Below are 20,369 nucleotides of genomic sequence, written 5' to 3' on the forward strand. Positions count from 1 at the left end.
TCGCCGGCCGATCCTCAGTCGAGCAGCGGCAGTACGTCGGCGATGGACGCGACCACGCGCGTCGGCCGGAACGGGAACGTCTCGACCTGCTCGGGCTTGGTCGACCCGGTCTCGACGAGGATCGTGCGCATGCCGGCCTCGAGGCCGCTGATGATGTCGGTGTCCATCCGGTCGCCGATCATCACCGTGGTCTCGGAGTGGGCCTCGAGCTGGTTGAGCGCGCTGCGCATCATCAGCGGGTTGGGCTTGCCGATGAAGTAGGGCGCCCGGTTGGTCGCGGCGCTGATCAGCGCCGCGACGGAGCCGGTCGCGGGGAGCGTGCCCTGCGGGCTCGGCCCGCTCGGGTCGGGGTTCGTGGCGATGAACCGCGCGCCGCCCTCGATCAGCCGGATCGCCCGGGTGATCGCCTCGAACGAATAGGTGCGAGTCTCACCGAGCACGACGTAGTCGGGATCGTTCTCCGTCATCACGTAGCCGACCGCGTGCAGCGCGGTCGTCAGCCCGGCCTCGCCGACGACGTACGCCGATCCGTCCGGCCGCTGGTCGGCGAGGAACTGCGCGGTGGCCAGCGCCGAGGTCCAGATCGACTTCTCGGGCACGTCCAGGCCGGAGCGGAGCAACCGGACCCGCAGGTCTCTCGGGGTGTAGATGGAGTTGTTGGTCAGCACCATGAACGGCACCGACGCCGCGGTGAGCTTGGCGAGGAACTCGGCCGCGCCGGGGATCGGCTCCTCCTCGCGCACCAGGACACCGTCCATGTCGGTCAGCCAGGTCTTGACGGGGCGCTCGTCGATCACGGGGACATCCTTGCCGATCGTGGCCCAACCGCCAACCGTTGCCGCCGACTCGTACGGCAAGCGTCTCCAGCAGGGGCAGGGACCTGCGCCGCTCCTACTTTCCCCACCCGTCAATAGTTCTTTCGACCGCCCCGGGAATGGTCTTCGGCCGGATGTTCCCATCCTCCGATCCGCGAAGACTGACACCGTCCCAGTCCTGTCCTCGGGAGGAAGAGATGAAACGCATCTCGGTACCGCTCGCCGTCGCCGTCGTCTCGCTGGCGGCAACGCTGGCCCCAGTGGTCTCGCTGGCCGCTCCGGACAAGGCACACGCCGCCCCACCGGACAGCATCACGTGGGGCAAGTGCCCCGCCGAGATCTCTCCGGTGCCGATCCCGGAGCGGATGCAGTGCGGGACCCTGAAGGTCCCCCTGGACTACAGCACCCCCGACGGCAGGACGATCGACATCGCGGTCTCGCGGCTGGCGAGCACGAAGCCCGGCAAGCGGCGCGGCATCCTGGTGACCAACCCCGGTGGCCCCTCCGCGGGTGAGAGCTACCCGGCGATGCTCGTCGCGATGGGGCTCCCGCAGAGCGTCCAGGACAGCTACGACGTGATCGGCTTCGACCCGCGCGGGATCGGCCGCAGCACGCCGGTGACGTGCGACCTCACCGCGGACCAGCAGGTGACCGGGAGCATCCCGCCGTATCCGCTCGACGCCGCCGACGTGACCGCGCACGCAGCCGTGAGCAAGCAGATCGCCCAGCAGTGCAGGGCGTCGACGACGTCCTGGATGCTGCCGCACGTCAGCCCGGCCAACACCGCACGCGACATGGATCGGATCCGGGCCGTGCTCGGCGAGTCGAAGCTGTCCTACGCCGGCGCCTCCTGGGGAACCCACCTGGGCGCGGTCTACACCACCCTGTTCCCGCACCGCAGCGACCGGATCGTGCTCGACAGCAACATGGGGCCGGGCGGCTGGGACTACGTGAGCGACCGGCTGTGGTCCCGGGGCGTCGAGCACACCTTCCCGACCTTCGCGAAGTTCGCTGCCGCGAATCACCGCGAGTTCGGCCTGGGCACGACCCCGGCGCGCGTACGAGCTAAGTACTTCGAGCTCGCCGAGCGGCTGGAGAAGAAGCCGATCCAGACACCGGACGGCCCCTTCGACCACGTCTCGTTCCGGCTGATCAACTTCGGCCTGCTGTACGGCCCGACCCAGTTCCCGCTGCTGGCAGGCATCTGGCAGGCGGCCGATGTGAACCAGCCGCCGCCACCGCTGCCCGGAGGCGACGCCGTGACCGACGTGGACAACCTCATCTCCGGCCGCTACCACATGATCTGCAACGACGCGCGCTGGCCGTCGTCGGTTGCGACCTACCAGCGCAACGTCGCCGTCGACAGGGTCAGGTATCCGCTGTTCGGTGCCGCGGGGGCCAACATCACCCCCTGCGCCTACTGGCCGGATCCCGCCGAACCGCAGGTCCTGATCACCGATCGGGGTCCGGCCGACGTACTGATGGTGCAGAACCTTCGTGACCCGGCGACACCGCTCGCCGGTGCGCGGAAGATGCGGACGGCCCTGGGCGAGCGAGCCACCATGGTGACCGCCGATCAGAGCGGTCACGGCGTCTACCCGGCCGGCAGGAACCGCTGCGCGAACCACGTGGTGACGACCTATCTGACCACGGGTGAGCGACCGGTGCGCGACTACCACTGCTCGGCCGACGCCGCACCCCGCTGACCTGCGCCCGCTTGCGGTCGAAGGTGTCCGGATTCGTGGGGTATCGGGCAGATACGGCGGGGCGCGACGGGGTGCCTGACGCCGAGGATTGAGGTGGCGTCGGGACCGCGACAGCTCCGGCGATGGGGGCGGTGGACCGACGCTGAACCTCGAGGACTCCCACCATGCCAACGTTCACCACCTCTGACGGCACCGAGATCTACTACACCGACTGGGGCACCGGGAAGCCGGTCGTGCTCAGCCACGGCTGGCCGCTGAGCTCGGACGCCTGGGCGGCCGCGGCCAAGCTGCTCGCCGACGCCGGCTACCGCGTCATCTCCCACGACCGTCGGGGTCACGGCCGTTCGACCAACACCGACCTCGGCCACGACATGGACACCTACGCCCGGGACCTGGCCGAGCTCATCGAGCACCTCGATCTGACCGAGCTCGTCGTGATCGGGCACTCGACCGGCGGTGGCGAGGTCGTCCGCTACGCCGCCCAGCACGGCAAGGGCCGGGTCCGCAAGGTCGTCACCGCCGGCGCGGTGCCGCCGGTCATGGTCCAGTCGGAGACCAACCCCGAGGGCACGCCGATCGAGGCCTTCGACGACATCCGTGCCGGCGTGCTCGCCGACCGCTCGCAGTTCTACAAGGACCTGGCGGTGCCGTTCTACGGCTTCAACCGCGACGGCGCCAAGGTCTCCCAGGGCCTCATCGACGACTTCCAGCGTCAGGGCATGCTGGCCGGTCTGGTCGCTGCCTACAACTGCGTCAAGGTCTTCTCCGAGACCGACTTCACCGAGGACCTCAAGGCGCTCGACGTGCCGATCCTGATCGCCCACGGCGGCGACGACCAGATCGTCCCGATCGCGGCCGCCGCCGACAAGGCGGTCAAGCTCGTCTCCGACGGCACGCTGAAGGTCTACGAGGGTGCTCCGCACGGTGTCGCCGGCGACTACCAGGACGCCCTCATCGCCGACATCCTCGAGTTCATCGCCGACTGAGGCTCGGGAATAGCCCGGCGGCTTCCGCGCGCTGGGTGAGGTGTGAACCAGGACAGCCCGGCGTGGGAGATGACGTTCGCGAATCAGGACGTGCTGTCCGCCGGCTCCGCCGGTGAGGACGTACGCTCCGCCACCTGGTTGCTCGTCGACGACGGCACGGTGGTGCTGACCGCCGCCGGGCAGTCGCACCTTCTGCGCGCGGGCGACGCGGCTCTGGTCGGGGGACAGGTCAGCCACCGGGTGGCGACCCACGACGGGGCGGCCCTGATCCGGGCCGACCTGCGGGCGGTCGCGGTGGGCTACCCGCTCGCCAACCCGCTGGTCGTACGCGACTTCGTCGGCAGGCACGGCGGCGTGGCCGAGCTGCTCCGCCGGTGCCCGCTGGCGGGGCCGTGCCGTCCGTCGGCGCTGTTCGCGTCGGGCTACGCGTCGCTGCTCGGCGCGGCGATGACGGCCTCCTGGCTCGAGGACACCGGGCGCGGGACCGATGGTCCCGCGCCCGCCCTGGACCCGTCGGTCGCGCAGGTGCTGTCCGCATTGGTCGAGGAGCCGGGGCGGGCCTGGTCGGTCGAGGCCATGGCGGAGTCGGTGCATCTGTCCAGGTCGGCGCTGGGGGAGCGGTTCCGCCGCAGCCTGGGGCAGAGCCCGAGCGAGGCGCTGCGCGACATCCGGATGCGTGCGGCCCGCCACCTGCTCGCCGGCGGTGACCGTCCGGTCGAACAGGTGGCCTACGCCGTGGGCTACGGATCGGGCGCCGCGTTCAGCCGCGCCTTCACCGCCACCCACGGGATCGGTCCGCAGGCGTGGCGCGAGGACGCCTCAGGAGCGCGGTACGCGGAGCGCGCCGAAGCCAGCCGCGGCGACGGCCGCCGCGATCGCGCCGATGAGGAGCACGCGCCCGACGCCGTACTCGTCGAGGACCGCGCCTCCTAGCGCTGCTCCGAGGGTGATCGCCACCTGGAACGCGGTCACCTGGAGCGCCAGCGCCGCCTCGGTGCGCTCCGGCTCGACGCGGGTGACCCACAGCTGCGTGCCGACCGGCACCATGTTGATCCCGAGCCCCCAGACGAGCATCGCCAGGGCCATCATCGGCGTGCTCTCGGCGAGGACGGTCAGCACCAGTCCACCGGCGAGAAGAAGCGGCGCAATGGTGACGACCGCGCGTAGACGGTGAGAGAACCGGCCGGCCGCCAGGTTGCCGAAGAGCCCGCCGACGCCCCACAGCACCAGCATCCACATGCCGTCGCCGGGGGAGGTCTCGGAGATCGCGATCCGGATGAACGGGTACGCCACGAAGTTCCCGAGCACCACCACGACGACCAGGACGACACCGGCGACCAGCCTGGGGTTACGGAGGACCTGACGCATCATGCTCAACCCTGCCCCTGGGTGAGCGGGCACCGGCGGCAGCGCCCGCGCCAGCGCGGCCGCGGAGACCAGGCCCAGCACCGTGGCCGCGGCGAACCCCCAGCGCCAGCCGGGCCCGTCGGCGAGCAGCGACCCCAGCGGCAGGCCGACGATCGTGGCGCCTGTGACACCGAGCGCGATCGAGGTCGAGATGACGTGGTCACGGCCGGGTGAGGCGTACGTCCCGACGGCGAAGGCGAAGGACCAGTAGCCGGCGATCGCCGCGCCGAGCACCAGCCTGCCGAGGAGCAGGACGACGAAGCCCGGCGCCACCGCGACCGCCAGGTTGGCGACCGCGGCGGCGACGAGCAGGCCGACCAGCAACGTACGCCGGTCCATCCGGGGGAAGACCATGGCGATGCTCGGCGCGGTGGCCGCCCCGGCGATCGCCGTCGCCGCCACCGCGAGCCCGGCAGTCCCCTCGCTGATCCCGAGGTCGCGCGCCATGGTGGGCAGTACGCCTGCGGGCAGGAACTCGCTCGAGACCAGGATCGCGATCCCGGCGGCGAGCGCGACCACCGGCGCGGCGCGGCCGGCGGTCGTGGTCGGTGGGGTGGTCGAGGTGGCCGTCGAAGCCGGCGAAGTCGTTGTCACCCTTCGATCGTCGCCGCGATCCGAGCGCCCGGGTTGATCATCCGTCGCCCGCGCTTGACCGGATGGAGCGGGCTAGTGGACCAGGCGACCGTCCACGCGTCGTGGCAGATGAAGTGGGTTGTCCTCGCGCAGAGCCTCGGGGAGTGCCGGCTCGGGAAGGTCCTGGAAGCAGACCGGCCGCTGGAACCTCCGCACGGCGCTCGCCCCGACGGCCGTGTGCAGCGCCGAGGTGGTCGCGGGGTACGGACCGCCGTGATGCATCGCCCAGGTGACCGCCACGCCGGTGGGCCACCCGTTCCACAGCACGCGGCCGGCCCGGTCTGCCAACGCGGCGAGCAGCGGTGCCAGGCGGTCGGCCTCGTGCTCCTCGGCCTGGATCGTCGCGGTCAGCTGGCCGTCGAGCTCGGCGGCGAAGTCGACCAGCTCGTCCTCGTCGTCGTACTCGACCACGAGCGAGACCGGGCCGAAGCACTCGTCCAGCAGTGTGCGCTCGGCGCGGACCTGGGCGAGCGACGCCGCCAGCAGGGTCGGGCTGGTGCTCGGGGCCGGTCCGTCGGTGCCCGCGTGCAGCACCCGGTCGCTGCTCGCGCTCAGCCGGCGGAGCCGGTCGACGAACCCGTTGTGCAGCGACTCGTTGAGCATCGCGCTGCCCTCGACGGCACCGGTCACGGCGGCCAGCGTCTCGTCCAGCCCGTGGCCGGCCGGCAGCAACAGCAGCCCGGGCTTGGTGCAGAACTGACCGGCCCCGAGGGTGAAGGAGGCGACGTACTGCTCGACGAGCTCGGCTCCTCGCGCGCTCACCGCGTCCCTGGTCACGAACACCGGGTTGGTGCTGCCGAGCTCGCCGTAGAAGGGGATCGGCTCCGGCCGTGCCGCGGCGATGTCGAACAGCATCCGACCGGCGGAGGTGGAGCCGGTGAACGCGGCGGCGCGCAGCAGGGGGTGCTCGAGCGCCCGGATGCCGGCCTCGAGGCCGTGCACCAGCGCGAAGCTGCCCGCGGGCGCGCCGGCAGCGGCGAGCGCGTCCTGGACGAGCTCGGCGGTGCGTACCGACAGCCTCGGGTGTCCGGGATGGGCCTTGACCACCACGGGGCAACCGGCCGCGAGCGCGGAAGCCGTGTCACCGCCCGCCACGCTGAAGGCGAAGGGGAAGTTGCTGGCGCTGAAGACCAGGGTGGGGCCGAGCGGCACCAGCATCCGGCGCAGGTCGGGCTGCGGAGGTGTGGCATCGGGGACGGCATGGTCGACGACCGCCTCGAGGAAGGCGCCGTCGCGGACGACCGCGGCGAACCGGCGCAGCTGCCCCGTGGTGCGGGCGACCTCGCCCGTCAGGCGAGGCAGCGGCAGGTTCGTCTCCTCGTGCGCGAGCGGGACGAGCTCGTCGGCGTGGGCGTCGAGCGTGTCGGCGACTGCGTCGAGCAGCGCGGCCCGGCGTTCGAGAGCCATCGCGGCGAGCGGTGCGGCCGCGTCCGCGGCGCCGGTGACGAGTGCCTCGACCGTGTCTGCGGTCGTGTCGGTCGGGGTGGGGATGGTGATCGTCATCGGACCTTCTCCCGGGTAGAGGGGTCGGTGTCGAGCAGCCAGGACATCTCGTCCTTGCCCTCGACGACGGGATTGGAGAGCGTGCCGACCTCGGCGATCTCGATGGCCACGACATCGCCGGCGAGCAGGGTGACCGTCATCTCCGGCACCAGGCCGGTGCCGGTGGAGAGCACCACGCCCTCGGGGAAGTGCGTCTCGGCGAACAGCCACTCGACGAGCTCCGGCAGCCGCCGGCGCATCGTGGCGGTCGACGTCTCCGCCGACCAGACCGCCTCGGCGCCGCGACGGATCTCCACGCCGATGGCCAGGTCGTGGGCGTCGGCGACCTGCCAGGCCGGCCTGATGCCGGTCGCGAGCGAGCAGCTGCCGGCGTAGATCTTCGCCTGCGGCAGGTAGAGCGGGTTGTCCCCCTCCAGGTCGCGCGAGCTGACGTCGTCGCAGACCGTGTAGCCGACGATCTCGCCGAAGGCGTTGACCACGACGGCGAGCTCGGGCTCGGGTACGTCCAGCCGGGAGTCGCGGCGCACCGCGATCGGCTCGCCGTCGGTCACCAGCCGCCAGGGCACGGCCTTGAGGAACAGCTCGGGCCGCTCCGCGTCGTAGACCAGGTCGTAGACCGACGCCTGGGTGCTCTCCTCCTTACGGGCGGCTCGGGAGCGCTCGTAGGTCACCCCCGATGCCCAGACCTCCATCCGGCCGTCAGCGGGAGGGAGCAGCGTGACCCGCTCGAGCGGGACCGGTTCGGCGGCAGGCGCGTCAACGGCTGGCCGAATGTCGGCCAGCGGCAGCGCCAGCAACGCTCCGAGCGAGGGGACGTCGACCGGTGTGACACCGGTTTCGGTCCGTACGCCCACCCGGACCTGCTCGTCGTTGTGATCGAGGTAGCGAACGATGTGCATGAGAGTCCTTTCGGAAGGGTGGTCAGAGGGTGGTCGCGAGCTGCCAGGGGACGAACTCCTCGTCGCCGTAGCCCAGCTCCTCGCTCGCGGTCCGGCGGCCGGAGGCGACGTCGAGCACGCGGTCGAAGATCAGCTGCCCCATCTCCTCGACGGTGGCGCCGCCGGTCGCGACCGGGCCGCAGTCGAGATCCATGTCATCGCGCATCCGCTCGTAGACCGCGGTGTTGGTGGCCAGCTTGAGGCTGGGCGTCGGCTTGCAGCCGAAGGCCGAGCCGCGGCCGGTCGTGAAGCACAGCACGGTCGCACCGCCGGCGACCATGCCGGTGGCGTTGACCGGGTCGTAGCCGGGGGTGTCCATGAACACCAGGCCTCGGGAGGTGATCCGCTCGGCGTACTTCACGACGTCGCGCAGGGTGGTGGTGCCGCCCTTGGCGACCGCGCCGAGCGACTTCTCGAGGATCGTGGTGAGACCGCCGGCCTTGTTGCCGGGGGAGGGGTTGTTGTCGATCGAGCTGCCGTCGGCCTGGACGTGCTTCTCCCACCAGCGGATCCGCTCGAGCAGCTTCTCGGCGACCTCGGGACCGGCGGCGCGGCGGGTGAGGAGGTGCTCGGCGCCGTATATCTCGGTCGTCTCCCCGAAGACCGCGGTGCCGCCCTGGGCGACCAGGAGGTCGGCGGCGGCGCCGAGCGCCGGGTTGGCGGTGATGCCGGACCATGCGTCCGAGCCACCGCACTCCATCGCCATCACCAGCTCGCTGGCGGGAACGGACTGCCGGCTGATCGCGTCGGCCTCGGGCAGCATCGCTGCCAGTTGCTCGACTCCCGCGGCGACGGTCTTGCGGGTGCCGCCGAGGTCCTGGATCGCCAGCGAGTGCAGGGGTACGCCGACCCCGCTGCGCGCGCCGTCGGCGAGGTCGCGCACCTGGTTGACCTCGCAGCCGAGGCCGAGCATGAGGATGCCGGCGAAGTTGGGGTGCTGGGCGTATCCGGTGAGGGTGCGCCGCAGCACTTCGAAACCCTCGTTGCCGGCGCCGGCCATCCCGCAGCCGAGCCCGTGGGTGAGCGGGAAGACGCCGTCGACGCCGGGGTAGTCGTCGAGGATCCCCGACGACTCGACCTGGCGGGCGATGGCCCGGGCGGCGGTGGCCGAGCAGTTCACCGAGGTGACGATGCCGAGGTAGTTGCGGGTGCCGACGCGTCCGTCGGCCCGGACGTACCCGTCGAAGGTACGAGGCGCCGGAGCAGGTTCCGGCGAGCGCTCGGCCACCGCGGCGACCTCGTGCTCACGCTCGAACTGGCCGAAGGCGAGGTTGTGGCTGTGCACGTGAGAACCGGGCTCGACGTCGCCGACGGCGAAGCCGATCACCTGGCCGTACTTGTGGACCGGGGCCCCCGCGGGGAGGGCGCGCACCGCGACCTTGTGGCCGCCGGGGACATCGTCGACGAGCACGAGCGAGTCCCGGCCGGTGTCGAGCACCGTGCCCGCGGGCAGGGTGTCTCGCGCGATGGCGACGTCGTCGTCGGCGTGGAGCAGCAGGCAGGCCTGGTGGAGGCTGGTGGAAGTCATCGCAGAACTTTCTTGTCAGGCGCGAACGAGGGTGCGGTCCTGGGTCCCGCCGATCGGCGGGACCCAGGACGGCGAAGAGGTCAGCCGCGGACGCGGGCGGGCAGCGGCTCGGCGTTCTTGACGATGAACGCGTAGGAGAACGCGCCGATCAGCGCGAAGCAGGACACGACCAGGAGCGGGACGACGAACGACCCGGTCTTGTCCGCGAGCATGCCGATCAGGATCGGGCTCCCGATGCCGGCCAGGTTGGAGGCGAAGTTCTGGATGCCTCCGACCGAGGCGACGTGGTTGTCGCTCGGGGCGACGTCCGCCGGCAGCGACCAGATGCCCGAGGCGGCGAAGGCGAGGCTCGAGTACGCCGTCGCCAGCAGGACCAGGGCCATCCACGCCGAGGGCACCACGACTGCCAGCCCGATGACGGAGCCGCCCAGCATCCCGCCGATGATCACGGTCTTGCGCACCTTCGTGACATCGGCGCCCCGCTGGATCGCACGATCGGCGAACCAGCCACCGACCCACGCGGCGACCACGGCGCACAGACCGGGCAGGGCACCGAAGACGCCGAGCTTGAGCAGCGAGAACCCGCGCTCCTCGACGAGGTAGGTCGGGAAGAAGGTGATGAAGAAGTAGATGCACATGTTGAGGCAGAAGAAGCCGAGCATCATGCCGCGGACCGTGCGGTAGCCGAACAGGTCGCGCCAGCGGACCTTCAGCGCCGACTCGGAGTCGGCGTCAGCGGTGCGCGCGCCGCCGGCGCGGATGTAGGCAAGCTCCTCGGCGTTCACGCGGCCGTGCTGGTCGGGATCGCGATACGTACGCCACCACGCGACCGTCCACAGCAGTCCGACCGCACCGGTCACGATGAAGGCCATCCGCCATGAGGAGATGGCCACCAGTGCCGTCACCACCGGCAGCGCGAGCACGCCGCCGACACGTGATCCGGAGTCCCAGATCGCCGTGGCGAAGGCGCGCTCCTGACGGGGGAACCACCGCGAGACGACCTTGGCACTTGTCGAGGGAGCCGGGCTCTCGCCGGCGCCGAGGAGCAGGCGGATGCCGAAGAGCGAGGCGAAGCTGGTCGCCGCGCCGGTCAGCATGGTGAAGAGCGACCACCACACGGACGCGGTGGTGAAGGATCGGCGGGGCCCGACCTTGTCGACGTACCAGCCCGCGATGAGCTGGCAGAAGTCGTAGGACCAGAAGAACGCGGCAAGGATGAGTCCCTGCTGGGTCATCGTCAGATGGATGTCCTCGGCGATGAAGGGCAGTGCGACGCCGAGGTTGGCTCGATCGAGGTAGTTGATGGTCAGGCCGCCGAAGGCGAGGGCGATGATGCCCCAGCGGACGCGGGTCGCGCCGGCGGGCGGCCGCGCCGCGACCGCGGCGGGCGCCGCACCGGATCTGGTGTGTTGGGTGGACATAGGACGGTTCCTCCCCGGTCGCGTCGACCGGACGTAGCGAGATTCTGGTGGCTGAGGCCTCACGGATCCAGCGGCGATCGGCTGCCGTCCGTATAAATCAAAGATCCTGTAGGATCTACGATCGGAGAGACTCGCATGTGACAGCAGTCACGTCAAGGGGTGCGTGCAAGAATCTGTGCGACGCCAAGGAGGTGGACGACGATGACGAGCGCTTCGGCCGCGGTGCCGCCGGCCCGCATGCCCTCGCGGCAGACGCTGGGCGACGACGTCTACGAGCTGCTCAAGGCTCGGGTCATGGACCACGAGCTCGAGCCGTCCTCCCGGGTCAACATGGACGCCATCGCGCGCGAGCTCAACGTCTCGCCGACCCCGCTGCGCGAGGCGCTGGCGCGCCTGGAGGCCGACGGGCTGGTCCGCAAGGAGTCGCTGCGCGGCTACTTCGTCGCCCCGCTGATCTCCCAGGACCAGTTCGAGAGTCTCTTCGAATACCGGCTGCTGATCGAGCCCTGGTCCGCGGCTCGCGCGGCGGAGCGGGCGGGGGACGACCAGATCCGGGAGCTGGTCGAGGAGCTGCACACCGTCGAGGAGGTGCCGACGGCGGACATCTACTCGGCCTACCGGGCCGTGGCGGCGCACGACCACCGGTTCCACGTGCTGGTGGCACGGCTGTCCGGCAACGAATACCTACCCGCGGCCTTCGAGCGCACCAACTGCCACATGCACATCTTCCGGCTCTTCTACAAGAAGTACGTCGGCACCGCGGCGCTCGAGGAGCACACCCGCGTCGCCGACAGCATCCGGGCCGGCGACGCGACCGCGGCGCACGACGCGATGCGGGACCACCTCGAAGCATCCCGTGCGCGACTCCGCGAGGTGTTCGCCAACCAGGCGTGACCGGCCTGGACGGCGGCGGAGAGCCGGTGGTGGTACCCGCCGCTGCTGCTCGATATGTCCGTGCTGGGGCGTGGGAAACACCTCAATGTGCCGGACCCCGGGACAATGGTCCCGGATTGCGGTCGACAGCGGTAGTAGGTTGGCGGGCATGACCGTTCCTCCTGTGGTCAGACAGGAACAGCTCATCGATGAGATCGCCCTCCACCTCGCCGACGAGGTCGAGGGCGACTGGTCCACGTTGGTCTTCAACCATCGCAACCTGTCCATGTTCTTCACCGGACGCATCGATGTGCACCGACCGGACGGCAGCTTCGCCTACGCCCGGCCGCCTGAGACCATCCTCGCGCTGACCGACGAGCTCCGGCGGGTGATGTACGAGCCGGGCCGGGGCGCCTGGTTCTCCGCCCGCTGGACCATCGCCAGCGGCGAGGGCGAAGGGGAGAAGAACTCGACGAAGGTCGTCTTCAACTACGACGACGAGCCGGTCTGGCGCTGGCCGGCCCACCCGGGGCTGTACGCGCTCGACCTCGAGACGTTCCCGCGTGACGAGGAGCGCGTGCCCGCCTGGCTCCGCCAGAAGGTCAACGGCGCCCGCCGGACGCTCTGAGCGCGTCCGCGGTCGCCCGGTCGGCGGGGAAGAAGGTCTCGATCGCGATCTCGTCCAAGGTCACGTCGCGCGCGGCGCCGAAGACCGTGAGCGCATAGTGGAACGCCAGGTCTCCGCCGTCGGAGGCGAGGTGCATGGGCACCACCAGGTCGTTGTCGTCCGTCGAGGCGCTGAGGTCGGCGCCGGAGGGCACCGGGTAGGACTCGATCTCGGCCAGCAGGTCGGCCAGGCCCTCGGCGGCGGTGCGCTCCAGCTGACGCCGGACCCGGCGGACGGCGTGCGCCCGCCACTGGACGAAGTTGCGGATCCTCGGTGCCAGACCGTCGGGATGCAGTGTCGCGCGCAGCACGTTCACCGGCGGCTCGAGCAGCGCCTCGTCGACGTCGCCGAGGAAGCGCTGCATGGACCGGTTGGCCGCCAGCAGCTCCCAGCGGACGTTGACGGCCAGCGCGGGATTGGGCTCGTGACCGGACAGCACCGTCTCCACCGCGGTCCTGGCCACACCCAGGTCGGGTAGCGGCCGTTCCCGGTACGCCGGGGCGAATCCCGCCGCCAGGTGCAGGGCGTTGCGGTCCCGCAAGGGGATGTCGAGCTCGTCGCACAGCCGCTCGATCATGTCGCGGCTCGGTCTGGCCCGCCCGGTCTCGATGAAGCTGAGATGCCGGGCCGACAGCTCGGCGGCGATCGACACGTCCAGCTGGGAGCGGCGCCGCCGCTCGCGCCAGCGTCGTACCAGCTCGCCCACAGGCACCTCCGCAGCCACCGTCATGTCGCTCAGGTTGCCGTCGGCAGGTGCGGATCACAACTACCTGGCAGGTAATCGACAGGCCGCCCGCGCCGGCGCCACCGTGGTCAGGTCAGTTCCCGAGACGCAGGAGAGCACCATGACCGAGACCATCGAGACGTACGTGAGGTTCTGGAACACCGAGCCCGGCGAGCCGCAGCGCCGGGTCGGTGCCCAGCTGTTCGCCCCCGATGTCAGCTACGTCGCCCCGAACGCGGACCTGGTCGGCGTCGAGGCGCTCGTCGGGTTCACCCGGACGTTCGTGGAGAACGTCGGGGCCTACGAGTTCCTCGCCCGCGCCGAGCCCGAGACCCATCACGACCGGGCCCGCCTGGCCTGGGAGCTCCGCGTCGGCGGCACCTCCTTCGCCGAGGGCACCGACGTGCTCGTCACCGACGCGGACGGACGGATCACCGGCGTGACCACCTTCGTCGACCGTGCGCCGGTCGTCGCAGCGCCGGTCGACGCGGCCGAGCACCACGGCGGTGCGGCGTGAACCTGATCGAGATCCGCTGCCCAGTCGGCGCGCTGGACGGCGAGGACCGCGCCCAGCTCGCCGGTGACATCACCGCCGGACTGGTCGGCGACGAGCTGCCTGTGGAGGTCCCCGAGGAGACGATGAGGCGGGCGCGAGCGATGACTCACGTCGGGTTCCTGGCGCTCAACGGCTGGACGACCGGCGACGGCCCCTGGCAGCCGGGCGCGACGCCGCCGTTGTGGATCACCATGACGGTGCCCGACCGCTGGCGGGACGAGACGGCACGGCACGCGATCGGCTGGCTGCGTCGTGCCGTACGCCGCCTCGACGCCCGGCACGGCTGGGAGAGGTCGGTCGGAGATCTGTGGATCGACGTCGCCGGAGTCGCCGACGGCAGCATCGGTCTCGACGGCAGGCCGGCCACGGCCGACGACGTGCTGGCGACGATGACCGCCGAGTTCCGGGCCCGGGCGGATGCCGGCGAGATCGATCTGCCGGAGGGCATGGTCGTCGACCCGGTCTGCGGGATGACGGTCAAGCTCGGCAAGGGGGCGATCACCGTCGAGGACCACGGCGTCACCGTCGGGTTCTGTGCGCAGGCCTGCCGGGACGCGTACGTCAGGCAGGTGGTGTGACCAGGACGACACCGCGGCACCCATGACATCGCGGCAGCGGCGGCGCCCGGCGGGAGGCCGTTTCGGCCGTGTCGCTGGCCGGTGTTCACAAGGAATCCCCGCGAAGCCTGTCGGAGTCGAGCGGTCACAGGAGCGGCGCCAGATGACAAGGTCTGCACCGTGCCACAGGTCTCTCGAATTGCCATCGTCAACCGCGGTGAAGCCGCGATGCGTCTGATCCATGCCGTCCGCGACCTCAACGCGCGGGGATCGTCCGAAGGGACGATCCGCACCATTGCGCTGCACACCGACGTCGACGCCGGAGCGGCGTTCGTACGCGAGGCCGACGAGACCCACCTGCTGGGCGCCGCGGCGGACCGCCCCTACCTCGATCTCGCCGTCCTCGAGCAGGCATTGGTCGAATCCCGGGCGGACGCCGCCTGGGTCGGCTGGGGCTTCGTCGCCGAGGACCCCGCCTTCGCCGAGCTCTGCGACCGGCTGGGTGTCACCTTCATCGGTCCCAGCGCCGAGGCGATGCGCAAGCTGGGCGACAAGATCGGGTCGAAGCTGATCGCCGAGGAGGTCGGCGTCCCGGTGGCTCCGTGGAGCCGCGGTGGAGTCGACACGCTCGAGGAGGCGCTCGCCAGCGCCGAGAAGATCGGCTATCCGCTCATGCTCAAGGCCACCGCCGGTGGCGGCGGTCGCGGCATCCGGAAGGTCACCTCCGGCGCCGAGCTCGCCGAGGCCTACCAGCGCACCCGGGACGAGGCGGAGCGGGCGTTCGGCAGCGGCGTCGTGTTCCTCGAGAAGCTGGTCACCGACGCACGCCACGTCGAGGTCCAGGTGATCGCCGACGGCCAGGGCACCGCCTGGGCGATCGGCGTACGTGACTGCTCGGTGCAGCGGCGCAACCAGAAGGTCATCGAGGAGTCGTCCTCCCCGCTGCTGACCGATGACCAGGCGGCCGACCTCAAGGCGTCGGCCGAGCGACTCGCCAACGCCGTCGGCTATGCCGGCGCCGGCACCGTCGAGTTCCTCTACCACCCGGGCGAGAAGACGTTCGCGTTCCTCGAGGTCAACACCCGCCTCCAGGTCGAGCACCCGATCACCGAGGTCGTGACCGGCACCGACCTGGTCGCGCTGCAGATCCAGGTGGCCTCCGGCCTACCGCTCACCGGCGACCGGCCGTCCGAGCGGGGCCACGCGGTCGAGGCCCGGCTCAACGCCGAGGACCCGGACCGCGACTTCGCACCCGCCCCGGGCCGGATCAGCCGCCTCGAGTTCCCTGCGGGACCGGGCATCCGGGTCGACACGGGGGTGGCGGAGGGTGACACCATCCCGGCCGACTTCGACTCGATGATCGCCAAGGTGATCGCCTGGGGTGCCGACCGCGAGCAGGCACTGGCGCGGCTGCGCCGGGCGATGGGGGAGACCACCGTCATCATCGACGGCGGGGCCACCAACAAGAGCTTCATCCTCGACCTCCTCGACCAGCCCGAGGTCACCGCCGGCAGCCCGACCTGGGCCGACACCGGGTGGATCGACCGGGTGCGCGGCGAGGGGCGGCTGCAGGCCGCCCGGCACGCCGGCATCGCACTCGTCGCCGCTGCGATCGAGGGCTACGACGAGGCCGAGCGCAGCGAGATCGCCCGCATGCTCCAGACCGCCCAGGGCGGCCGGCCGCAGATCCAGCACGACCCTGCCCGCACCATCGAGCTCAAGCTGCGCGGGGCGACGTACGCCCTGACCGTGCGGCAGTCCGGACCCGCCCGCTACCAGGTCACCATCACGGCCGGGGGAGAGCGGCGCACCCTCACCGCCACCCTCGAGCGGATCGACGAGGTGCACGGCCGGCTCACCGTCGACGGCCACCGCTACCGGCTGGTGACCGCCACCCACGGCCCGGTCCACCTGGTCGAGGTCGACGACGTGATGCACCGGGTCAGCCGCGACGAGGGCGGCATGCTGCGTTCGCCCGCGCCGGCGCTCGTCGTCTCCACCCCGCTCGCCGTCGGCGACGAGGTGGAAGCCGGTCATCCGGTGCTGGTGCTCGAGTCGATGAAGATGGAGACCGCGCTGACCGCGCCGTTCACCGGCCGGGTCAAGGAGCTCCTGGTCCGGGTCGGGAGCCAGGTCGAGACCGCAGCGCCGCTGCTGCGCCTCGAGCCGACCGACGGGGCCGAGGGAGAGCAGGCGAGCGGTGTCAGCCTGGCCGACCTCGACCTGCCCGCGCCGACCACGGAGGGCCGCACCAACGGCGCGATGGCCGACCTGAGCAGCCTGCTGCTCGGCTACGACGTCGAGGAGGACCAGCGCCCGGCGCTGCTCGCCGCCCACCTGGCCTCCCGCTCCGCCGGTGCGCCCGCCGACACCCTCCGAGCCGAGATGGACCTGCTGGCGCTGTTCACCGACTTCGCCGAGCTCAGCCGCAACCGCCCGGCCGGGGACGAGCCGTCCACCGAGCTGCGCGTGCACAGCTCGCGGGAGTTCTTCCACACCTATCTGCGCAGCCTGGACCCCGACCGGGGCGCGCTCCCGGACCACTTCCGGGACAAGCTGCAGCGGGTGCTCGCGCACTACGGGGTGACCGACCTGGAACGTACGCCCGAGCTCGAGCGCGCGGTGTTCCGCATCTTCCTCGCCCAGCAGCATCCCGGTGACGTCGACGTCGCGATCGGGGTGCTGCAGCGCTGGCTCGGCGACCCGCCGCCGGCCACCGAGTACGCCGCCGCCGTCCGCGCGCTGCTCGAGCGGATGGTGCGCGCCACCCAGCTCCGGTTCGCGGTCGTCGGCGACCTGGCCCGCTCGGTCCGATTCGGCTGGTTCGACCAGCCGGCGGTCGATGACGAGCGTCGCGCCGTGCTGGAGGGCGTACCGGCCGAGGTCGCCGCCCTCACCGACCCGGACGCCCCCGACCGGGCCGCCCGCATCGACGCGCTGGCGGCCGTCCCCGAGCCGCTGGTCGGCTTCCTCCGCGACCGGCTGGTCGAGGGGCTTCCCGAGCGCGAGCCACTGCTGGAGGTGCTGATCCGGCGGCACTACCGCGACTACCACCTGCACGACCTGACAGTCACCGGCACCGGCTCTGGTGATGGTGACGGACGCCCGGTGGCGCATGCTGAGTACGCCACCGACGACAAGGGCGCGACCCGGGTGGTCTCCACCATCGGCGACGTGACCGAGCTCGGCGACCCCGACGGCCCGCTCGCCACCGCCATCACCTCGGCGATGACCTCCGACCACGACGATGTCGTCGAGATCTACCTGCGCTGGACGGGCGCGCCCGCTGATCCGGACCAGGCCTCCGCCGAGCTCGCCACGATGCTGGCCGGGCAGGAGTTCGCCCGCCGTGCCCGCCGCGTCACGGTCGCGGTCTGCCATCCCGCGCCGCAGCCGATCGACTACTTCACCTACCGCCACCACGAGGACGGCGCCCCGCACGTCCCGACCGCCGAGCTGGTCGAGGACTCGCTGGTCCGGGGCATGCACCCGATGGTCGGTCGCCGGCTCAACCTGTGGCGCCTCAGCGAGTTTCACGTCACCCGGCTCGCGGCGCCCGACGACGTACTGCTCTACGAGTGCGTCGCCCGGGCCAACCCCGCCGACCGCCGGCTCGTCGCGGCTGCCCAGGCCCGCCAGCTCGCCGTGGTCCGCGACGACGAGGGCCGCGTGATCGCGCTGCCGCACGTGGAGCGTGCCGTGGAGAACTGCCTCGAGGCGATCCGCCGTGTACGCACCGCCCGAGGCCGCGAGGGCACCAAGCTCGACGTCAACCACGTCTGGGTGACGGTGTGGCCGGTCGTCGAGGCCGACCTCGACCAGATCACCGCGCTGCAGAACAAGATCACCCCGCTCAGCGAAGGCGCGGGGATCGAGGAGGTCCTCGCCGAGGGCCGCGTGGCATCCCCGGACGGCGGCGAGCCGACCCGGCTGGCGATCCGCTTCCACGCCCAGCCGGGCGCGGGCGTCGTCGCCGACGTCATCGAACCGCCGACCGAGCCCCTCGCCCCGCTGGACGAGTACGCCGCCAAGGTGCTCCGCGCCCGACGCCGCGGTCTTGTCTACCCCTATGAGCTCCAGCGCGCCCTGGCCGCGGGCGGCACGGTCGTCGAGCACGACCTCGACGACTCCGGCAAGCTCGCACCAGTCGACCGTGCCCCCGGGCTCAACAAGGCCGGCATCATCGTCGCCGTCGTCACCACCCCGAGCACGCTCTACCCCGAGGGCATCACCCGCGTCGTACTCTGCGGCGACCCGCTCAAGTCGCTCGGCGCGCTCTCGGAGCCCGAGTGCGCCCGGGTGATCGCGGCCATCGATCTCGCCGAGCGGATGCAGGTCCCCGTCGAGTGGTTCGCGGTCTCGGCCGGTGCCCGGATCTCGATGGAGAGCGGCACCGAGAACATGGACTGGGTCGCCGCCGCGCTGCGCCGGATCGTCCAGTTCACCCAGGACGGCGGCGAGATCAACATCGTCGTCGCCGGGATCAACGTCGGCGCCCAGCCCTACTGGAACGCCGAGGCGACGATGCTGATGCACACCAAGGGCATCCTGGTGATGACGCCGGACAGCGCGATGGTGCTCACCGGCAAGCAGTCGCTCGACTTCTCCGGCGGGGTGTCGGCCGAGGACAACCACGGCATCGGCGGCTACGACCGGGTGATGGGCCCGAACGGTCAGGCGCAGTACTGGGTGCCCGACCTGGCCGGCGCCTTCCGGGTGCTGATGTCGCACTACGAGCACACCTACGTGGTTCCCGGCGAGAGCGGGCCGCGCCGCGCGGCCACGGCCGACCCGAGCCACCGCGACGTGTCGACCTTCCCGCACCCGGGCGACTTCACATGCGTCGGCGAGATCTTCTCGGCCGAGCACAATCCCGACCGCAAGCGACCCTTCGACATCCGCACCGTGATGCGGGCGCTGGCCGACGCCGACCACGAGATGCTCGAGCGCTGGGCCGGCATGGCCGACGCCGACACCGCGGTGGTCGTCGACACCCGGATCGGCGGCTACCCGGTCAGCCTGGTCGGCATCGAGTCCAAGCCGGTGCCGCGCGCCGGCTTCCCTCCCACCGACGGTCCGGACACCTACACCGCGGGCACCCTGTTCCCGCGGTCCTCGAAGAAGGTCGCGCGCGCGATCAACGCGGCCTCGGGCAACCGCCCGCTGGTCGTGCTCGCCAACCTGTCCGGCTTCGACGGCTCCCCGGAGTCGATGCGCAACCTGCAGCTCGAGTACGGCGCCGAGATCGGCCGCGCGATCGTCAACTTCCAGGGCCCGATCGTCTTCTGCGTCGTCTCCCGCTACCACGGCGGCGCGTTCGTGGTCTTCTCCAAGCACCTGAACCCGTCGATGACCGTCCTGGCCATCGAGGGCTCGTACGCCTCGGTCCTCGGTGGCGCCCCCGCGGCCGCCGTCGTGTTCGCCGCCGAGGTCTCCAAGCGGGCCGCGGCCGACCCACGCGTCGCCGCGCTCGAGGAGCGTATCGACCACGCCGAGGACGGCGAACGCGGCGAGCTCGTCGTCGAGCTCGCCGAGCTCCGCGCCCAGCTGCGGGCCGACAAGATCGCCGAGGTCGCCGCCGAGTTCGACGGCGTGCACAACATCCACCGTGCCGTCGAGGTCGGCTCGGTCGACGAGGTCATCGCGGCCAGCGACCTGCGGCCCAAGGTGATCGAGGTCATCGAGCGGGCGTGGCGCAAGGAGTGACGGCGCTCGCCCCGAGCCTCAGCTGATCCTGAAGAGCTGTCGCTCGACGTATCGCCTGTGTGGCTTCGGCCTGGTCGCAGCCACACAGGCGAAGGCAGCCGCCGGCGATCTCGATCGCGTGGTCGCTGTCGACGTCGTTGCCGTCGGCACGGAGTGTGATGACGCCCTCGACTTGTTGGATCAGCATGGATCCGAGAGTTGGGGGAGGAGCGATCGGCACTGCCTACGCTCTGGTGGCCTTCCTCGCAGACTAACGGGGTGGCCGCCGGAGCGGTAGGACGCCAGATTCCGGCCGATCAGACAGATGTGGGCGTGAACCAACGCCAGCGCTCCGGCGAACGAGTTGAGG

General features: G+C 71.3%; 15 protein-coding genes. 8 read left to right on the top strand and 7 right to left on the bottom strand.

Annotated elements, in window-relative coordinates; genetic code table 11:
- Window positions 1–14: 14 nt before the first annotated feature.
- Window positions 15–797, bottom strand: a complete 783-nt coding sequence (locus ACFVDI_RS17065; RefSeq protein ID WP_378907058.1) for an HAD-IIA family hydrolase — start codon at window positions 795–797, stop codon at window positions 15–17.
- 215 nt (window positions 798–1,012) lie between these two features.
- Here ACFVDI_RS17065 and ACFVDI_RS17070 point away from each other — a divergent pair, with 215 nt between their 5' ends.
- The 3 genes from ACFVDI_RS17070 to ACFVDI_RS17080 all read left to right on the top strand — a co-directional run bounded on the left by ACFVDI_RS17070 (window position 1,013) and on the right by ACFVDI_RS17080 (window position 4,440).
- Window positions 1,013–2,521 carry an alpha/beta hydrolase gene (locus tag ACFVDI_RS17070; protein WP_378907060.1) on the top strand — a complete coding sequence of 503 codons (1,509 nt, stop codon included), beginning with the start codon at window positions 1,013–1,015 and terminating at the stop codon, window positions 2,519–2,521.
- A 164-nt stretch (window positions 2,522–2,685) separates the two neighbouring features.
- Complete coding sequence (locus tag ACFVDI_RS17075) at window positions 2,686–3,507, top strand: alpha/beta fold hydrolase (protein WP_378907062.1); 822 nt, start codon at window positions 2,686–2,688, stop codon at window positions 3,505–3,507.
- A 69-nt stretch (window positions 3,508–3,576) separates the two neighbouring features.
- Window positions 3,577–4,440 carry a helix-turn-helix domain-containing protein gene (locus ACFVDI_RS17080; protein WP_378907064.1) on the top strand — a complete coding sequence of 288 codons (864 nt, stop codon included), beginning with the start codon at window positions 3,577–3,579 and terminating at the stop codon, window positions 4,438–4,440.
- On the opposite strand, the gene ACFVDI_RS17085 is transcribed toward ACFVDI_RS17080, so the two are convergent.
- The 5 genes from ACFVDI_RS17085 to ACFVDI_RS17105 form a co-directional block, all read right to left on the bottom strand.
- Window positions 4,327–5,508, bottom strand: coding sequence for an MFS transporter (locus ACFVDI_RS17085; protein WP_378907066.1), 1,182 nt, complete (start codon window positions 5,506–5,508; stop codon window positions 4,327–4,329). The genes ACFVDI_RS17080 and ACFVDI_RS17085 overlap by 114 nt on opposite strands.
- A 72-nt stretch (window positions 5,509–5,580) precedes the next feature.
- Window positions 5,581–7,050: an aldehyde dehydrogenase (NADP(+)) gene (locus ACFVDI_RS17090; RefSeq protein ID WP_378907068.1), complete on the bottom strand. Its 1,470-nt coding sequence runs from the start codon at window positions 7,048–7,050 to the stop codon at window positions 5,581–5,583.
- Window positions 7,047–7,949, bottom strand: a complete 903-nt coding sequence (locus ACFVDI_RS17095) for a fumarylacetoacetate hydrolase family protein (protein ID WP_378907070.1) — start codon at window positions 7,947–7,949, stop codon at window positions 7,047–7,049. Before ACFVDI_RS17095 ends, ACFVDI_RS17090 begins: the two co-directional genes overlap by 4 nt.
- A gap of 22 nt (window positions 7,950–7,971) precedes the next feature.
- Window positions 7,972–9,516 carry a UxaA family hydrolase gene (locus tag ACFVDI_RS17100; protein ID WP_378907072.1) on the bottom strand — a complete coding sequence of 515 codons (1,545 nt, stop codon included), beginning with the start codon at window positions 9,514–9,516 and terminating at the stop codon, window positions 7,972–7,974.
- Window positions 9,517–9,596: 80 nt separating this feature from the next.
- Window positions 9,597–10,937, bottom strand: coding sequence for an MFS transporter (locus tag ACFVDI_RS17105; RefSeq protein WP_378907074.1), 1,341 nt, complete (start codon window positions 10,935–10,937; stop codon window positions 9,597–9,599).
- A 201-nt stretch (window positions 10,938–11,138) separates the two neighbouring features.
- Between ACFVDI_RS17105 and ACFVDI_RS17110 the strand changes: the two genes are divergently transcribed.
- Together ACFVDI_RS17110 and ACFVDI_RS17115 are read left to right on the top strand one after the other, a co-directional pair.
- Window positions 11,139–11,831 carry a GntR family transcriptional regulator gene (locus ACFVDI_RS17110; protein WP_378907076.1) on the top strand — a complete coding sequence of 231 codons (693 nt, stop codon included), beginning with the start codon at window positions 11,139–11,141 and terminating at the stop codon, window positions 11,829–11,831.
- Between the two features lie 148 nt (window positions 11,832–11,979).
- Complete coding sequence (locus tag ACFVDI_RS17115; RefSeq protein ID WP_328532172.1) at window positions 11,980–12,438, top strand: agglutinin cell wall attachment protein; 459 nt, start codon at window positions 11,980–11,982, stop codon at window positions 12,436–12,438.
- On the opposite strand, the gene ACFVDI_RS17120 is transcribed toward ACFVDI_RS17115, so the two are convergent.
- Window positions 12,413–13,207, bottom strand: coding sequence for a helix-turn-helix domain-containing protein (locus tag ACFVDI_RS17120; protein WP_378907079.1), 795 nt, complete (start codon window positions 13,205–13,207; stop codon window positions 12,413–12,415). The two genes, ACFVDI_RS17115 and ACFVDI_RS17120, sit on opposite strands and share 26 nt — an antisense overlap.
- Window positions 13,208–13,322: 115 nt before the next feature.
- Here ACFVDI_RS17120 and ACFVDI_RS17125 point away from each other — a divergent pair, with 115 nt between their 5' ends.
- From ACFVDI_RS17125 to ACFVDI_RS17135, 3 genes are all read left to right on the top strand, one after another.
- Window positions 13,323–13,718, top strand: a complete 396-nt coding sequence (locus ACFVDI_RS17125) for an isomerase (protein WP_378907081.1) — start codon at window positions 13,323–13,325, stop codon at window positions 13,716–13,718.
- Window positions 13,715–14,335: a hypothetical protein gene (locus ACFVDI_RS17130; protein WP_378907083.1), complete on the top strand. Its 621-nt coding sequence runs from the start codon at window positions 13,715–13,717 to the stop codon at window positions 14,333–14,335. The genes ACFVDI_RS17125 and ACFVDI_RS17130 overlap by 4 nt, the downstream gene beginning before the upstream one ends.
- Window positions 14,336–14,494: 159 nt before the next feature.
- Complete coding sequence (locus tag ACFVDI_RS17135) at window positions 14,495–20,020, top strand: carboxyl transferase domain-containing protein (RefSeq protein WP_378907085.1); 5,526 nt, start codon at window positions 14,495–14,497, stop codon at window positions 20,018–20,020.
- Window positions 20,021–20,369 lie beyond the last annotated feature (349 nt).

It is taken from the genome of Nocardioides sp. NPDC057767 (assembly GCF_042798275.1).
Classification (GTDB): Bacteria; Actinomycetota; Actinomycetes; order Propionibacteriales; family Nocardioidaceae; genus Nocardioides.

What these genes read in the sequence shown, in the direction of transcription:
- ACFVDI_RS17070 (WP_378907060.1), top strand. Translation starts at nt 1,013, where the DNA reads ATGAAACGCATCTCGGTACCGCTCGCCGTCGCCGTCGTCTCGCTGGCG.
- ACFVDI_RS17075 (WP_378907062.1), top strand. Translation starts at nt 2,686, where the DNA reads ATGCCAACGTTCACCACCTCTGACGGCACCGAGATCTACTACACCGAC.
- ACFVDI_RS17080 (WP_378907064.1), top strand. Translation starts at nt 3,577, where the DNA reads ATGACGTTCGCGAATCAGGACGTGCTGTCCGCCGGCTCCGCCGGTGAG.
- ACFVDI_RS17090 (WP_378907068.1), bottom strand. Translation starts at nt 7,050, where the DNA reads ATGACGATCACCATCCCCACCCCGACCGACACGACCGCAGACACGGTC.
- ACFVDI_RS17095 (WP_378907070.1), bottom strand. Translation starts at nt 7,949, where the DNA reads ATGCACATCGTTCGCTACCTCGATCACAACGACGAGCAGGTCCGGGTG.
- ACFVDI_RS17100 (WP_378907072.1), bottom strand. Translation starts at nt 9,516, where the DNA reads ATGACTTCCACCAGCCTCCACCAGGCCTGCCTGCTGCTCCACGCCGAC.
- ACFVDI_RS17105 (WP_378907074.1), bottom strand. Translation starts at nt 10,937, where the DNA reads ATGTCCACCCAACACACCAGATCCGGTGCGGCGCCCGCCGCGGTCGCG.
- ACFVDI_RS17110 (WP_378907076.1), top strand. Translation starts at nt 11,139, where the DNA reads ATGACGAGCGCTTCGGCCGCGGTGCCGCCGGCCCGCATGCCCTCGCGG.
- ACFVDI_RS17115 (WP_328532172.1), top strand. Translation starts at nt 11,980, where the DNA reads ATGACCGTTCCTCCTGTGGTCAGACAGGAACAGCTCATCGATGAGATC.
- ACFVDI_RS17120 (WP_378907079.1), bottom strand. Translation starts at nt 13,207, where the DNA reads ATGACGGTGGCTGCGGAGGTGCCTGTGGGCGAGCTGGTACGACGCTGG.
- ACFVDI_RS17125 (WP_378907081.1), top strand. Translation starts at nt 13,323, where the DNA reads ATGACCGAGACCATCGAGACGTACGTGAGGTTCTGGAACACCGAGCCC.